The organism is Streptomyces sp. CNT372, from assembly GCF_000377145.1.
The window spans coordinates 308,985-324,511 of sequence record NZ_KB897777.1 but is presented as its reverse complement, the minus strand read 5'-3'; the positions used below and the strand labels follow the sequence as shown (position 1 = coordinate 324,511).

The window sequence follows — 15,527 nt, the reverse complement described above, 5'->3', positions numbered from 1 at the left end:
CTCGGCCCATCGTGGCAGGTCATCCGGGCCGGCAATTGACGATCCGTGCCAGTGCCTTGACCGGCAGCGTCGAACCGGCCGCCTCAGCGACGAGCCGCCCGGTCCCCCCACTCCTGCTGACGTGACGCCAGCCCCGTCCGGATCGCGGACGGGGCTTTCTCGTTGAAGTCTGTTGTATCTATGCTGTGTGCATGCCTGCCTCAGCCACCGCTCCCGCCACCTCCGGCAAGCCGCCGGCCGCGGCCGAACGCGTCTACGCGCACATCAAGCAGGCGGTGCTGGACCGCGAGTACGAGGGCGGGACCCTCCTCACCGAGGGCGAGCTGGCCGAGGCCGTCGGGGTCTCCCGGACGCCGGTGCGCGAGGCGCTGCTCAAGCTGGAAGTGGAAGGGCTGATCAAGCTCTATCCCAAGAAGGGCGCCCTCGTCCTCGCCGTCTCCGCCCAGGAGATCGCGGATGTCGTCGAGACCCGGCTGCTGGTCGAGGAGTTCGCCGTCCGCAAGGCCGTCCCCGCGCCCCCGCACCTCCTCGCACGGCTGGAGGAACTGCTCGACGAGCAGCGGGCGCACGCCGAGGCCGGAGACCTCGCCGCCTTCGCCTCGAGCGACCGCTGCTTCCACGCCCAGATCGTCCGGCACGCGGGCAACGAGATCATCGCCAAGCTCTACGACCAGCTCCGCGACCGCCAGCTCCGCATGGGCGTCGCGATCATGCAGGCCCTGCCCGACCGCATCAACCGCAACCACGCCGAGCACACCGAGATCCTGGAGCGCATCAGGGCGGGCGACGCCGACGGGGCGGCCGCCTGTGTGCGGCAGCACCTCGGCCGGGTGAAGGACCTGGTCCGCGGGGAGGACCGGTGACCGCGGTTTCCGCAGACGCCGTGCTCCCCGCCGATCCGCCCGGTGGCCGGCGTGCCGCCGCGGTCTGGGGCATCGGCGTCGCCGTCTACTTCGTCGCGGTCATCTTCCGCACCTCGCTCGGCGTCGCCGGGCTGGACGCGGCGGACCGGTTCGGCGTGGGGGCCTCCGCCCTCTCCACGTTCTCGATCCTCCAGCTCCTCGTCTACGCGGGGATGCAGATACCCGTCGGGCTGCTGGTGGACCGGCTGGGCACCAAGAAGGTGCTCACCATCGGGGCGGTCCTGTTCACCGCGGGCCAGCTCGGCTTCGCCCTCTCCCCCTCCTTCGGGATGGCCCTCGCCTCCCGCGCCCTCCTCGGCTGCGGCGACGCGATGACCTTCATCAGCGTGCTGCGCCTGGGGTCCCGGTGGTTCCCGGTCCGCCGCGGGCCCCTGATCGCCCAGGTCGCCGCCCTGTGCGGGATGGCGGGCAACCTGGTCTCCACCCTCCTCATCGCACGGATGCTGCACGGCATGGGCTGGACCGCGACCTTCGCGGGCAGCGCCCTGGCCGGTGCGGTGGTCCTGGTGCTGCTCCTGCTGTTCCTCAAGGACCACCCCGAGGGCCATGAGCCGCCGCCCGTCCGCCACGCGGGCGCGGGCTATGTGCGCCGTCAGATCGCCGCCTCCTGGCGGGAGCCCGGCACCCGGCTCGGGATGTGGGTGCACTTCACCACGCAGTTCCCCGCGATGGTGTTCCTGCTGCTGTGGGGCATGCCGTTCCTGGTGGAGGCCCAGCACCTGAGCCGGGAGACCGCGGGCGGTCTGCTGACCCTGGTGGTGGCCTCCAACATGGTCGTCGGCCTCGTCTACGGCCAGGTCATCGCCCGGCACCACGCCGCGCGGGCGCCGCTCGCGCTCGGCACCATCGGGGCGAGCGCCCTGCTGTGGGGTGTGACGATCGCCCACCCCGGCGAAGCCCCGATGTGGCTGCTGGTCACCCTGTGCGCGGTCCTCGGCGCCTGCGGCCCGGCCTCCATGATCGGCTTCGACTTCGCCCGCCCGGCCAATCCGCCCGAACGTCAGGGCACGGCCTCCGGAATCGTCAACATGGGCGGTTTCGTGGCCTCGATGACGACCCTGCTCGCGGTGGGCGTGCTCCTGGACGCGACCGGCGGCAACTACCGCATCGCGTTCGCCTCGGTGTTCGTGCTCCAGGCCCTCGGGGTGAGCCAGATCCTGCGGCTGCGCGGCCGCACCGCGCGGCGGGAGCGGGAACGCCTGGTCGCGAGCCGGGTGGAGGCGGTGCACGTCCCGGCGTGACACCGGGGCGGTTACGGCGTGACCGCGACGACCCCCAGGATCGCCTCGCCCAGCTCCGTGTCCCCGTCGATCTTCACCCGGTCCGCCACGGCCGCCGGCCGGACCCGGCCGCAGGCCAGCCGGTAGAAGGTCTCCCAGTCCGTCGCGATCGTCACCAGCGGGCCGAGGGAGGGCGAACCGTCGACCGAGCCGCGCCCGTCCGCGTCCACCCGCACCGTCCGCAGGAACTCCACGGGACCGCTCACATCGAAGACGACCGCCGAATTCGCGGGCGCGCCCGCGTCCTTGGCGACCACCTTCGGCAGCGCCTCGATCAGCACGTCCCGGGCGATCAGCGCGCCGGGCGCGTCCAGATGCCCCGGCGTGCCGAGCGCCCGGCGCAGGTCCTGCTCGTGCACCCAGGTGTCGAAGGCCCGCATCCGGTAGGCCAGTTCCAGGGTCTGCTCCGCGCCCAGCGGCGCCCGGACCGTGGTGTCGGGGGAGCGGTTCTCGTTGCGCAGCCGGCGGGCCCGCCGGATCAGCACGTACTCCAGCTCGGAGGTCATCTCCGGTGCGGTGTGGTGCCGGCGCACATCGACCTGCATCTCCATGTAGCGCGCGAAGTCACTGCGTACATGGTAGAGATCGCGGGGCAGCGAGTGGATCGGCCGCGGGTCGCCGAGCATCTCGCACTCCATGCCGATGACGTGCGAGACGATGTCCCGCACGGACCACCCCGGGCACGGCGTCGCACGGTTCCACTCGCCCTCGACGAGCGGCCCGACCAACTCGGCTATGGATTCGACGGAGTGGGTCCAGGCATCGGCGTAGTTCTGGAGGCTGGGATGGACGGTCACGGGACCCCTCGGCGGTCGTACGCGGGCAATCTGGACGGGCGGCGCTGCGTGGGGGTCCGGGGGCGGCCCCCGGTTGAGCACAGTACGCTGCCCGCAGGCACCCCGGCAGTGCTTTCGTGTGACGATCGTAGGCCCGCGTTGACGGCTCGAATGCCAGGACGGTGGTAGTGTGCGCGCCTCGCTCATTCAGATCGCAGTGGACCAGGACGAATCGGTCGATTCCCGCAGGCGGCGCGTCGCCGCGCTCGTACGCGAGCAGCGGGACGCGGATCTGGTGGTCCTCCCCGAGCTGTGGCCCGTCGGCGCCTTCGCGTACCAGGAGTTCGCGGCGCACGCGGAGACGCCGCCCACCGGTCCCACCTGCCAGGTGATGGCCGGCGCCGCCCGGGACGCCGGGGTCTGGCTGCACGCCGGCTCGGTCGTGGAACGGGCGGCGGACGGAACGCTCTACAACACCTCCCTCGTCCTCGCCCCGACCGGTGAACCCGCCGCCGTCTACCGCAAGATCCACCGCTTCGGCTTCGACAAGGGCGAGGCCGTGATGATGGGCGCGGGGGCGGAGCCGGTGACGGTGCCGGTCCCCGGCTCACTCACGCTCGGCCTCGGCACCTGCTACGACCTGCGCTTCCCCGAGCTGTTCCGCACCCTCGTCGACGCGGGCGCCGAGGCCCTGGTCGTCCCCGCGGGCTGGCCCGCCCGGCGGCGCGGCCACTGGACCCTGCTGGCGCGCGCCCGGGCCGTCGAGAACCAGGCGTACGTGCTGGCCTGCGGCACGGCCGGTACGCACGCGGGCGTCGAACAGGCCGGGCACAGCATCGTGGTCGACCCCTGGGGCGAGGTCCTCGCCGAGGCCGGGCCCGGGGAGGAGGTCCTGACCGTGGACCTCGACCCGGGCGTCGTGGCGAGGACCCGCGAGGACTTCCCGGCCCTCAAGGACCGGCGCCTGGGCCTCGCGGACCCGGTGACGCGGGACTGACCCGGCCCCGTTCCGGACCGTTCTGGATGATGCCTGGACCGTTCAGGACCGTGTCTGGACCGTTCAGGACCGGGCGGGTGGTGGTGCGGACGCGCGGGGTCAGTCCTCCTCGCGCTCCCGCTCCGCCATGCGGATCACGCACACCGCGACCGCGATCATCAGCGCCGCGTCCGCGTCCTCCCGTACGACGTCCACACCGTAGGTGTCCCGGAGGGTCAGCCACCGGCGGGAGATGTGCGCCAGCAGCTCCCCCTCGTACTCGACGGCGAACTCCCGGTCCAGGATCCGCCCGCTGACGTCCAGCTCCGTCCCCTCCGCGAGGGTGACGCGGTAGTGGTTGCGCAGCAGCGACAGGCGCTTGCGCCGGATGGTCGCCAGGGTCTCGCTGTCCCGTTCGATCGTCATCGCACCGCGCAGGCTCAGCAGTTTCTGCCGCAGCGTGACGAGCACATACCCGCTCTGATCCTTCAGCTCCAGCGTGTCCCGCACGCGCAGCGCCTTGCCGTCGACCAGGAAGGCGTGCCGCCCGTGCTCGTCCTCGATCCAGTAGTCGTCACCGATCGCGAAGATCTTGTCCCGCACCAGGTATTTCATGTGACCCGCTTACCCGGTGCGCGGCAAGGGAACGGGGGGCGTTACCCGAAGAGGTGAAGATCCGGGGTGCCGGGGGCCGGTGCCGCCCTGCGGGAGCGGGGCCCGTTCCGGGAAGCCGCCGTATCGATCATGCACGCCCGCGGGGGCCGGCCGAAGGAACGATGCGTCCGGGCGAGGCACCGATTCCGGCGGCGGAACGCGCCGGTGGAGCGCCGCTACAGTCGGCCGCCGAACCGAATTCCTCGGCCCTGGGGTGGAAATGAAAAGGAAGATTCTCTCCGCCGGAGCGGCGGTCCTTGTCGCGGTCTCCGCGAGTGCCGGTGTAGGTGCCGGTACCGCGGCGGCGATCAGCGACAGTTCGAAACGGGGGATCGGCGGAGGCATCAGCCTTCAGGCCAATGCCTGGGAGTGCAATCTCTGGGCGAAGGCGTGCGACTGGAAGACCTCGGCGAAGGTCTACCGGGGGTCGAAGCGCCAGAAGATGACCTGGGTCAAGAACGTCGCCCAGATCACCGGCAAGGGCGGCTCGGTCTCGATCGGCGGCAGCGGCACGGGCGTCTCCGGCAGCGGCAGCGCGGGCAGCCACTCGTTCGAGTGGACCAACTTCAACAACTGGACGTCGGACCTCTCGGGCCAGGCGCGGTCGGGGTATCTGTCGATGGTCTGGGGCATCGAGACGTGTTCGCACGCATCCACGTACCACAAGCGGCTCGGGGTCCAGGGGACGACGTCCGCCTGTGCCGGCTGAGGAGGCCGAGGATGACCTGGAGGGCGCTGCCGCGTTCTCGGACGACCGCCGTCGTCGTGGGTGCGGGACTGATCGTGGCTCTGCTCGGCACGCGCCTGTTCGGGAACATGCTCGATCCGTTCGATGACCATCACGCGGTTCCGCTCTCGCCGCAGCAGCGAAGCCTCGCGGACCAGATCGAACAACTACGGGCCGACGACGGCCTTTTCACCGCCGCGATCGGTGCCGCGGGACGTCCCGGGCTCTATGAATCCGCGCACGGGCTGACCGCGCTCCGTGCGGCAGGTGGGAAAGACCCGAGGATTTCCGGCTCCGTGAATTCTCTGCGCAAGGGTTTCTCGGCGGAGCTGGAGAGGGAGCCATTCGCCGCGCGAGTGTGGCTGTCACGGATCGAATCCGCGACCGGCCGGAAACTGCACACCCGCCAGGACGAGGCCGAACTGCTGAACCATTTCTCCGCCAAGGGGTACTTCCGCAACCCCGGCTCGGACTCCGGCGATGTGTCCGCACTGCTGAACGACACCTCCGAGGCCCTCACCGCTCTCGATGAGTTCGGCGCCCGCCTGAGCGACGAGCGCCGGGCGGCGGTGCGCACCTGGCTGGCGACGGCGGAGCGTTCGGCCCCGGACCGGCCGGTCCAGCTCCACCATCTCGCCCGCATCGCGGACGCGGTCGGCGAGAGCCCTCGCCGCGACCTGTCGGAACGGGCCGAGACCTGGTGGCGTGCCGTGGGCGCGAAGCTGACCTCGGCGAGCGGGGAGACGGACGTCATCGAGGCCGCCTACTTCGTCCTGCTCGCCGACCGCCTCGGAATCGATCTCGCCGACCGCCGCGCACACCTGCGGGCTGTGCTCTCACCGGAACGGCCCGTGTCCACCGACACCCAGGTCGCCGCCCTGACCGCACGGGCGTGGCAGGCGCTCGGCGGTCCCGCGAAGGAACTCGACGGACTGACCGAGCGGTTGGAGAAGCGCCGGCTGCCCAGCGGCCTGATGTCCTCCGTGCAGGTCCGCCAGGGATCGCTGACGTCCACCTACGAGGTGGTCCGGCTGCGTATGGTCGCCGGGCTGCCGCTCGACGACCCCGAACTGCGGGACGCGCTGACGGCCATGCGGTCGTCGGTCCTCGCCGACTACGACCCCCTGCTGCGCGGGGCGTGGCTGTCACTCATGGACACCGTGGGCGGGAAGGTGCCGGAGCAGGAGCGCCACAGGATCGTGGCCGCCGTCGAAGCGGCCGTCCCGCGCACGGTGGACGAGCGCAACGTCGAGGTCTGGAACCGGTACACCGACATTCTGACCGGCCTGGACGAGCCGGTTCCGGCCGCCGAGCCGACCGCCTGGAAGGCGGACAGCCCGGAGCATCGCTACGGCAGGTCCCTGTTGATCAACGGTCTCGACCGTGTTGAGCGGCTGAGCACCTTGAACAACCTCCCGCCCGCAGCCGAATTGGTGGCACAGGCCGAGGAGCGGCTCAGGGAGGGGACCGTACGTGAGGGTGCCGAGGCCCTCGAAGCCGCCCACGCCCTCGGCTGGACCCCCGACGCCACCGCCGCCACCCGGATCGGCGCGCTGCTGGAGAAGCGGCGGACGTGCCCCGGGGCCGGGGCCTTCTACCGGGACTCCGCGCGGGACACGGAGTGCGGCGTCCCCGGCACGCGGGCCGGGTACCGGATCGTCGCGCTGCTCGAAGGCGCGCGCCCGGTCGAGCGGGCCGCCCGGTGAGCGCCCCCGCCCCCGACCCTGCGCCCGCCCCCGACCCCGCGCCCAACCCCGCCGACCGCGCCGCCTCCGCCGCCCCCGCCGACCGCGTCGTCCTGCGTGCCGACCGCCTCGGCATCACCCACCGCGGCCCGGCGGGCCCGGTCGCCGTCCTCCGGGACGTCGGCCTCGGCGTGCGCCGGGGCGAGACCGTGGCGCTGATCGGGCGTTCGGGCAGCGGCAAGACCAGCCTGCTGATGGCGCTCGGGCTGCTGGCCACTCCCGACACGGGCACCGTCCAGATCGACGGGCAGAACACCGCGGGACTCTCCGACGCCGCCCGCTCCGCGCTGCGCCGGGACCGGATCGGGTTCGTGTTCCAGTCGTTCCATCTGCTCGCCCACCTCACCGCGGCGGAGAACGTCGCCCTGGCGCATCGCTCCGGTCCCCGGGCCGGCCTCGGCCCCGCCCGGCGGCTGCTCGGGGACGTCGGGCTGGCGCACCGGCTGCGGCACCGGCCGGGCGAGCTGTCCGCCGGGGAACAGCAGCGCGTCGCGCTCGCCCGGGCGCTGGTCAACGAGCCGGGGGTGCTGCTCGCCGACGAGCCCACCGGCAACCTCGACGCCGCCACCGAGGCCGAGGTCCTGGACCTGCTGGCGCGCGGCGCCGCCGACCGCGGCTGCGCCGTCCTGCTGGTCACCCACAGCCGGGAGGTCGCCGCCCGCGCGGACCGGGTGCTGCACCTGGCCGACGGCGCCCTCCGCCCGACCGCCGGCAGCTCCCGCGACCCGGCCGCCGAAGCCCTCGGCCCAGCCCTCGGCCCGGCTCCCGAACCGGCTCCCGCCCCCCGCCCGTTGCCCGCCTCCGGCACCCCAGAACCCGACGACGAGACCCCTGCGACCAGCCAGGAGGCCCCCCGGTGAGCCCGCTCCGACTCGGGCTCCTGGGCGCCCGCCGCCGGCTGCGCCGGTCCCTCGCCGCCGTCCTCACCCTCGCCGTGTGCGCGACCGTCGCCCTGGCCGCCGCCACCATCGTACGCGGCGCCGACCGGGCCGCCGAGGCCGCCCTCGCCTCCGGGACCGGTCTGCGGCAGATCGACCTCGAAGCACGCGACGACGACCCGGAGGTCAAACGCCTCACCCCCGCAGCGCTCGACGCCGTCCGCGCGCTCCCCGGGGTCCGCGCGGTCGAACCCGTCATCCAGGCGTCCTTCGACAGCGGCGCCGACGAGAGCCTGCCGCCCTTCCTCCTCTACGCCACCGCTGTGCGCGGCTCCCTCCCCCCGCCCCTGGTCCGGCAGTCCCGCGCGGCGGTCTTCCCGCTGCGCGGCAACGAGGTCGTGCTGCCCGCCACCGGCGACGGCCACGACCTCACCCCCCTGCTCGGCCGCACGGTGACCGTGGCCCACACGCGGCGCACCGGCGAGAACCGGGGCACGGCCGTCCCGGCCCGCGTCAGGGTCGTCGGCCTCTACGACCCGTCCTGGCAGGTCGACGGCCCCGGCGCCGCCTACGCCGACGCCCCGCTGGTCGCCGAGTGGGCGGCCGACCGCGACGGGGTGAGCGCCGAGCGGTTCCTCGCGGCACGCGGCTGGGACGGGGCGACCGTCGTCGTCGACCGGCCCGGCTCCGTCGCCCCCGTGCTCCGCCGCCTCCAGGCGGAGGGCCATTACGCGTACGCCGTCGCCGACCGGCTCCGGGAACTGCCGCCGCTGCTGGAGCTGTTCCGCTGGGGTTCCCTGGTGATGCTCGCACTGCTCGCGGTCACCGCCGTCGCCACCGGACTCGGGATGGGCGGGGCGCTGCTGCGGGAGCGCGTCCACGAGATCGGGCTGCTGCGGGCCGTGGGGTACCGCCGCCGCCGGGTCGCGGGGGTGTTCGCCGTGGAGCTGGGCGCCACCGGGCTGCTCGCGGGGGCGGCCGGGGCGCTCCTCGGGACCGCCGCCGGGGCACTGGCCGTCGGCCGGCTCGCCGGATCCGAGGTCCTCGCGGGCCGCCTTCCCGAGCACGGCGCCGTCCTCCCCGCCCCCTGGACCGTGCTGTTGACGCTGCTCCTCCCGGCCGCGGCCGTCCTCCTCGGCGCCGCCCGCCCCCTCCTCCGCGCCGCCCGCCTCGACCCGGTCCGCGCCCTGCGCGACCGCTGAGGGGACCGCGCGTGATTCCCCGAGCATGTCCAGTGAAGGGGTTAGTCGCCGACCTGGTGTTCCACGCGGTGGCGGATGTACTTGTCCGGATGGGATCGGGCTATCGCCACGGCCGCGTCCACCAGGTCGTGCAGCTCCAGCGGATGGGCCGACTTCCGGAGCGGCAGACCCGGCAGGATGCAGCGCCGGACGTCCAGATGCTCGTTGTTCACGAACTCGCGTAGCGCGGTTTCGTACCACTCGGCCCCGACGGTGGGGGCGTCGTCAGGCTCCGCTGGACCGGTGGCTGCGGAATTCTCCGCCCGTACGGTGGGCATACGCAGGGGCAGGGCCGACCAGTACCAGGCGTTCGCCGCGCCCGCCCGCTCGAGGTTCGTGCCCGCCCGCAGGTATCCGAGCAGCGAGGCCTGGACCCGCCTGTGCCCGAACGCGTTCAGCGCCGGCTCGAGGAAATGGCGGTTGAAGCTCGGGTCGGGGTCGTAGACGGCTGCCTTGATCAGTGTCTCGAAGGACTCCTCGGAAAGGATCAGGCCCCGGCGGCAGGCCTTGCACAGCGCCGTCCGAGCGTGGTTCATCCAGGCTCGTGGATCGCCGGGCTGCAGCTCGTGAGCGACATCGAGCCCGAGGACCCGGACGACCTCCGCCACGCATCCGGCGAACACCTCCCTACGGGCCTCCACAGGCCCCGGCAGCGCCATGAACCCCTGCACCGTCTGTGCCGTCCCGCCGGCAGTCGTCTCGTTTCCGTCCGCAGCCATCCGTCGCGCCCCCGCCGTATGTGTGTGATCCGACGTCCATACCAAGATGGCAAGCTTGAAGGATGAACGATGCTGCCCCGGCGCCCACCCCCGCGCCCGCACCTCGCAAGCGTGCCCGTGTCCGTGCTCCCGAGCTGATCGGCAAGGGGGGCTGGCTGAACACCGGAGGCAAAGAGCTGACCCTCGCCGACCTGCGAGGTAAGTGCGTTGTTGTTGATTTCTGGACCTTCTGCTGCATCAACTGCCTGCATGTCCTCGACGAGCTGCGCGAGCTGGAGGAGAAGCACCGCGACACCGTGGTCATCATCGGCGTGCACTCGCCCAAGTTCGTGCACGAGGCCGAGCACCAGGCCGTCGTGGACGCCGTCGAGCGCTACCAGGTCCACCACCCCGTGCTGGACGACCCCGAGCTGGCGACCTGGAAGCAGTACGCGGTCCGGGCCTGGCCCACGCTCGTGGTGATCGACCCCGAGGGGTACGTCGTCGCCCAGCACGCGGGCGAGGGGCATGCGCACGCCATCGCGCGGCTGGTCGAGGAGCTGGAGGCCGAACACGAGGCCAAGGGGACGCTGCGGCGCGGCGACGGCCCGTATGTACCGCCGGAGCCCGTCGCCACCGACCTGCGCTTCCCCGGCAAGGCGCTGCGGCTGCCCTCCGGGAACTTTCTGGTCTCCGACTCGACACGGCACCAGCTCGTGGAGCTGGCCCCGGACGGCGAGAGCGTGGTGCGCCGGATCGGGGACGGCGAGTTCAACGAGCCGCAGGGCCTCGCCCCGCTGCCGGACGGCCGGGTGGCCGTCGCCGACACCGTCAACCACGCGATTCGCGCGTACGACCCGCAGACCGGTGCGATCGAGCTGCTGGCCGGGACCGGGAAGCAGTGGTGGCAGGGCGATCCGGTCTCCGGCCCGGCCCGTGAGGTGTCGCTCTCCTCGCCGTGGGACGTGGCCTGGTGGAACGACCGGCTGTGGATCGCGATGGCGGGCGTCCACCAGCTGTGGACGTACGACCCCGGGGCGGGGACGGTGCGGGTGGCGGCGGGGACGACCAACGAGGGGCTGGTCGACGGGCCCGCCGCCGAGGCGTGGTTCGCCCAGCCCTCGGGCCTGGCGGCCGCCGGAGACCGGCTGTGGATCGCCGACTCCGAGACTTCGGCCCTGCGCTGGATCGACCGGGACCTCACCGTGCACACCGCCGTCGGCACCGGTCTCTTCGACTTCGGGCACCGGGACGGCGAGGCCGCGCAGGCGCTCCTCCAGCACCCGCTGGGCGTGACCGCGCTGCCCGACGGCTCGGTGGCCGTCAGTGACACCTACAACCACGCGCTGCGCCGCTACGACCCGGCGAACGGGCAGGTCACCACTCTCGCCACCGATCTGCGCGAGCCCAGCGGGGCGGTGCTGGACGGCGAGGAGATCGTGGTCGTGGAGTCGGCGCGGCACCGGCTGACCCGGCTGCGGCTGCCGGAGGAGGCGGTGCGGGTGGAGGCCGTCGCGCACCGCACCCGGCGCGCGGCGACCGAGGTCGCGCCGGGTGCGCTCACCCTGGACGTGGTCTTCCAGGCCCCCGCCGGGCAGAAGCTGGACACCCGCTACGGGCCGTCCACCCGGCTGCTGGTCTCCTCGACCCCGCCGGAGCTGCTGCGCGCGGGCGAGGGTACGGGCACGGAGCTGCGGCGCGAGCTGGAGATCGACCCCGAGGCCGGGGAGGGCGTCCTGCATGTCTCGGCGATGGCCGCCTCCTGCGACGACGACCCCGCGAACGAGTATCCGGCCTGCCATGTGCACCAGCAGGACTGGGGCGTTCCGGTGCGGGTCGTCCCGGGTGGTGCCGCCCGGCTTCCCCTGGTGCTCGCCGGGATGGACCCCGAGGCCGGGTGACGCGTCCGGGCCCCAGGGCCGGGTGACGGGTCCGGGGGGCGCGAGGCGGAGTGACGCGTCCCGGGCCCCAGGGCCGGGTGACGCGTCCGGGAACCCTGAGGCCGGCGTCGCGCCCCGGCCGTTTCAGCCCTCCAGGAACGCCACCAGCGCGTTCGCCAGCAGATACGGGTCGTCCGCTCCGCACAGCTCGCGGGCGCTGTGCATGGACAGGATCGCCACGCCGATGTCCACGGTGTGGATGCCGTGGCGGGCCGCCGTGATGGGGCCGATCGTCGTGCCGCACGGCATGGCGTTGTTGGAGACGAAGGTCTGCCACGGCACGCCCGCCCGCTCGCAGGCGGCGGCGAACACGGCCCGGCCGGTGCCGTCGGTGGCGTAGCGCTGGTTGACGTTGACCTTGAGGATCGGGCCGCCGTTGGCGCGCGGGTGGTGTGTGGGGTCGTGCCGCTCGCCGTAGTTGGGGTGGACGGCGTGGCCGGTGTCGGAGGACAGGCAGACGGTGCCGGCGAAGGCGCGGGCCCGGTCCTCCAGGCTGCCGCCGCGCGAGTACACGGAGCGCTCCAGCACCGAGCCGAGCAGCGGGCCGTCGGCACCGGTGTCGGACTGGGAGCCGTTCTCCTCGTGGTCGAACGCGGCGAGGACGGGGATGTACGGCAGCTCGCCCCGCGCGGCGACCGAGGCCAGCGCGGCGGTGCCGGCGTGCACGGAGAGCAGGTTGTCCATGCGCGGCCCGGCGACCAGCTCCCGGTCCCGGCCGAGGTAGGCGGGCGGCTCCACGGAGTGGGGCATCAGGTCCCAGCCGGTGACCTCACCGGCGGGGATGCCGGACTCCTCTTCCAGGAAGGCGATCAGATCGCCCTCCTCGACCTCGCCGAGGCCCCAGATCGGCTGCATATGGCGCTGCCGGTCCAGCTTGAGCCCGTCGGTGTTGACCGAGCGGTCGAGGTGGACGGCGAGCTGGGGCACGCGCAGCAGCGGGCGGTCGATGTTCACCAGCCGGTGGGAGCCGTCGCGCAGGGTGAGCCGGCCGGCGAGGCCGAGGTCCCGGTCGAGCCAGGTGTTGAGCAGGGTCCCGCCGTACACCTCGACGGCGACCTGGCGCCAGCCGTGCGAGCCGGTGTCGGGGAGCGGCTTGACGCGCAGGTTGGGGGAGTCGGTGTGGGCGCCGACGATACGGAACGGGGTGTGCGCGGTGGCGTTGCCGGGGACGTACCAGGCGATCAGCGCGCCGCCCCGCTGCACGTAGCGGCCGCCCGCGGTGCCGTCCCAGGCGTCGGTCTCGCGGACCTGCTGGAAGCCCGCCTTCTCCAGTCGGGCGGCGGCGGTCGCCACGGCGTGGTACGGCGTGGGGGCCGCGGCGAGGAAGGCCATCATGTCGTCCGTGTGGCCGCGGTCGAACGGCGAGGGCGCGTGCGCTGTGGGGGCGGGGTCGCTGCTGCTCATGTGGTTCACCTTAACGAGGGATGAGCGCCCGCCGGCTGCCCCGGCGCGATGCCCCGGTTCGTGCGGCTTCGCGGGCGCTCGCGCTCCCTGTGGGGGCTTGTGGGGGTGGGGCGGACACGACGGAGCCGCCGCCCGAGGAGGTCGGGCGGCGGCTCCGGTGCCGGTGTGTGCCGGTGTGCCGATGCGTGCCGGGAGGCTAGAACGCGGCCTCGTCCAGGTCCATCAGCGAGCTGTCCACGCTCTCGGCGAGCGCGCGCTCGACCGAGACACCCGGCAGGACGTTGGCGGCGAAGAACTTCGCGGCCGCGATCTTGCCCTGGTAGAACGCCTTGTCCTTGGCGGAGGCGGTCTGAAGCTTCTCGGCGGCGACCGAGGCGCCGCGCAGCAGCAGGTAGCCGACGACCACGTCACCGGAGGCCATCAGCAGGCGGGTGGTGTTGAGGCCGACCTTGTAGATGCTCCTGACGTCCTCGCCGGTGGCGATGAGGTCGTTGGTCATCGTGCCGACGATGGCCTCCAGGTCCACGGCGGCCTTGGCGAGCGCGTCGCGGGCGGGGGCCAGCTCCTCGCCGCCCGTGGCGAGGGCGAGGAACTTCTTGATCTCCTCGGAGAGGGCGTTCAGCGCCTGGCCCTGGTCGCGGACGATCTTCCGGAAGAAGTAGTCCTGGCCCTGGATGGCGGTGGTGCCCTCGTAGAGGGTGTCGATCTTGGCGTCCCGGATGTACTGCTCGACCGGGTACTCCTGGAGGTAGCCGGAGCCGCCGAAGGTCTGGAGGGACTGGGCCAGCTGCTCGTAGGACTTCTCCGAGCCGTAGCCCTTCACGATCGGCAGCAGCAGGTCGTTGAGGGCGACGAGGGCCTTGGCGTCCTCGCCGGCGGCCTCCTTGACGGCGATGTCGTCCTGGATGGCGGCCGTGTAGAGGACCAGGGCGCGCATGCCCTCGGCGTACGCCTTCTGCGTCATCAGCGAGCGGCGGACGTCGGGGTGGTGCGTGATGGTGACCTTGGGCGCGGTCTTGTCCATGAAGTTCACCAGGTCCTGGCCCTGGACGCGCTCCTTGGCGTACTCCAGCGCGTTCAGGTAGCCGGTGGACAGGGTGGCGATGGCCTTGGTGCCGACCATCATCCGGGCGAACTCGATGATCATGAACATCTGCCGGATGCCGTCGTGCTTGTCGCCGATCAGCCAGCCCTTGGCGGGGTGCTGGTCGCCGAAGGTCATCTCGCAGGTGTTGGACGCCTTGAGGCCCATCTTGTGCTCGACGTTGGTGGCGTAGACGCCGTTGCGCTCGCCCAGCTCGCCGGTCTCCCAGTCGAAGTGGTACTTCGGCACCAGGAAGAGGGAGAGGCCCTTGGTGCCGGGGCCGGCGCCCTCGGGGCGGGCGAGGACGTAGTGGAGGATGTTCTCCTCCATGTCGTGCTCGCCGGAGGTGATGAAGCGCTTCACGCCCTCGATGTGCCAGGAGCCGTCCTCCTGCTGGATGGCCTTGGTGCGGCCGGCGCCGACGTCCGAGCCGGCGTCCGGCTCGGTGAGGACCATGGTGGAGCCCCAGCGCTTCTCGACCGCGATCTCCGCGATCTTCTTCTGGGCCTCGTTGCCCTCCTCGAACAGCACACCGGCGAAGGCCGGGCCGGAGGAGTACATCCAGATGGCCGGGTTCGAGCCGAGCAGCAGCTCCGCGTAGGACCACACCAGGGAGCGCGGCGAGGTGGTGCCGCCTATCTCCTCGGGGAGGCCGAGACGCCAGTACTCGGAGTCCATGAAGGCCTTGTAGCTCTTCTTGAAGGACTCGGGCACCGGGGCGGTGTTGGTCGCCGGGTCGAAGACCGGCGGGTTGCGGTCGGCGTCGGCGAAGGACTCGGCCAGCTCGTTCTCCGCGAGACGGGCGAGCTCCTCCAGGATGGACTTGGCGGTGTCGACGTCCATCTCCGCGAACGGGCCGGTGCCGTACAGCTTGTCGCGCCCGAGGACCTCGAAGAGGTTGAACTCGATGTCGCGGAGATTCGACTTGTAGTGCCCCATGGCGACGGCTCCGTTGAAGATCGGAAATTGGACCGGACATCCACGTACCAGTTAGTAGCTACGATGATGCTACCCGTCGGTAATAAAGCGCAACCCCTGACCCGTCATCTGTGACGCGGCTCGCCCGCGGCCCGCAGCCGGTGCGTTCCCCACCCCGCCGACGCGGCCCCGGCGAGCAGCAGCGCGATCCCCTGCCGGCCACTCCGGGGGCGTGGGCGACCCGTCGGCCGCCGACCGGGGAGAGGGTCGCCGTCCCCTCGTC

Annotated in this window: 13 protein-coding genes; 8 read left to right on the top strand and 5 right to left on the bottom strand. The window is 72.5% G+C overall.

Going from position 1 to position 15,527, the window contains the following annotated elements:
- Positions 1-191: 191 nt before the first annotated feature.
- Positions 192-863 (top strand): GntR family transcriptional regulator, encoded by a 672-nt coding sequence (locus C593_RS0104015; RefSeq protein WP_018846029.1) that lies wholly within the window; start codon positions 192-194, stop codon positions 861-863.
- Positions 860-2,164 (top strand): MFS transporter, encoded by a 1,305-nt coding sequence (locus tag C593_RS0104010; RefSeq protein ID WP_018846028.1) that lies wholly within the window; start codon positions 860-862, stop codon positions 2,162-2,164. The genes C593_RS0104015 and C593_RS0104010 overlap by 4 nt, the downstream gene beginning before the upstream one ends.
- Before the next feature lie 11 nt (positions 2,165-2,175).
- On the opposite strand, the gene C593_RS0104005 is transcribed toward C593_RS0104010, so the two are convergent.
- Positions 2,176-3,000 (bottom strand): maleylpyruvate isomerase family mycothiol-dependent enzyme, encoded by an 825-nt coding sequence (locus tag C593_RS0104005; protein WP_018846027.1) that lies wholly within the window; start codon positions 2,998-3,000, stop codon positions 2,176-2,178.
- A 169-nt stretch (positions 3,001-3,169) separates the two neighbouring features.
- On the opposite strand from C593_RS0104005, the gene C593_RS0104000 reads away from it, so the two are divergent.
- Positions 3,170-3,976 carry a carbon-nitrogen family hydrolase gene (locus tag C593_RS0104000; protein ID WP_018846026.1) on the top strand — a complete coding sequence of 269 codons (807 nt, stop codon included), beginning with the start codon at positions 3,170-3,172 and terminating at the stop codon, positions 3,974-3,976.
- Between the two features lie 99 nt (positions 3,977-4,075).
- Here the strand turns inward: C593_RS0104000 and C593_RS0103995 are convergent, their stop codons facing one another.
- Positions 4,076-4,570 (bottom strand): LURP-one-related family protein, encoded by a 495-nt coding sequence (locus tag C593_RS0103995; RefSeq protein ID WP_026277329.1) that lies wholly within the window; start codon positions 4,568-4,570, stop codon positions 4,076-4,078.
- 259 nt (positions 4,571-4,829) lie between these two features.
- Between C593_RS0103995 and C593_RS30885 the strand changes: the two genes are divergently transcribed.
- Genes C593_RS30885 through C593_RS28800 form a run of 4 tightly spaced genes read left to right on the top strand, consistent with a single transcriptional unit; the run spans position 4,830 to position 9,161 of the window.
- Positions 4,830-5,318 carry a hypothetical protein gene (locus tag C593_RS30885; protein WP_018846024.1) on the top strand — a complete coding sequence of 163 codons (489 nt, stop codon included), beginning with the start codon at positions 4,830-4,832 and terminating at the stop codon, positions 5,316-5,318.
- An 11-nt stretch (positions 5,319-5,329) separates the two neighbouring features.
- Entirely contained in the window at positions 5,330-7,042 is a 1,713-nt protein-coding gene (locus C593_RS0103985; RefSeq protein ID WP_018846023.1) for a hypothetical protein, read from the top strand.
- The gene (locus tag C593_RS28805; protein ID WP_018846022.1) at positions 7,039-7,941 is read left to right on the top strand and encodes an ABC transporter ATP-binding protein; all 903 of its coding nucleotides are present in this window, start codon (positions 7,039-7,041) and stop codon (positions 7,939-7,941) included. Before C593_RS0103985 ends, C593_RS28805 begins: the two co-directional genes overlap by 4 nt.
- Positions 7,938-9,161 carry an FtsX-like permease family protein gene (locus C593_RS28800; RefSeq protein WP_018846021.1) on the top strand — a complete coding sequence of 408 codons (1,224 nt, stop codon included), beginning with the start codon at positions 7,938-7,940 and terminating at the stop codon, positions 9,159-9,161. Before C593_RS28805 ends, C593_RS28800 begins: the two co-directional genes overlap by 4 nt.
- A gap of 41 nt (positions 9,162-9,202) precedes the next feature.
- Here C593_RS28800 and C593_RS0103970 read toward each other — a convergent pair whose 3' ends face one another.
- Positions 9,203-9,808 carry a hypothetical protein gene (locus tag C593_RS0103970; protein ID WP_486591069.1) on the bottom strand — a complete coding sequence of 202 codons (606 nt, stop codon included), beginning with the start codon at positions 9,806-9,808 and terminating at the stop codon, positions 9,203-9,205.
- 173 nt (positions 9,809-9,981) lie between these two features.
- On the opposite strand from C593_RS0103970, the gene C593_RS0103965 reads away from it, so the two are divergent.
- On the top strand, positions 9,982-11,799 hold the full coding sequence (locus tag C593_RS0103965; RefSeq protein ID WP_018846019.1) for an NHL domain-containing thioredoxin family protein: 1,818 nt from the start codon (positions 9,982-9,984) through the stop codon (positions 11,797-11,799).
- 123 nt (positions 11,800-11,922) lie between these two features.
- On the opposite strand, the gene C593_RS0103960 is transcribed toward C593_RS0103965, so the two are convergent.
- A complete protein-coding gene (locus tag C593_RS0103960) occupies positions 11,923-13,242 on the bottom strand; it encodes a M18 family aminopeptidase (RefSeq protein ID WP_018846018.1) in 1,320 nt (439 codons plus the stop codon).
- Positions 13,243-13,438: 196 nt separating this feature from the next.
- Positions 13,439-15,265: an acyl-CoA dehydrogenase gene (locus C593_RS0103955; protein ID WP_018846017.1), complete on the bottom strand. Its 1,827-nt coding sequence runs from the start codon at positions 15,263-15,265 to the stop codon at positions 13,439-13,441.
- Positions 15,266-15,527: the final 262 nt, after the last annotated feature.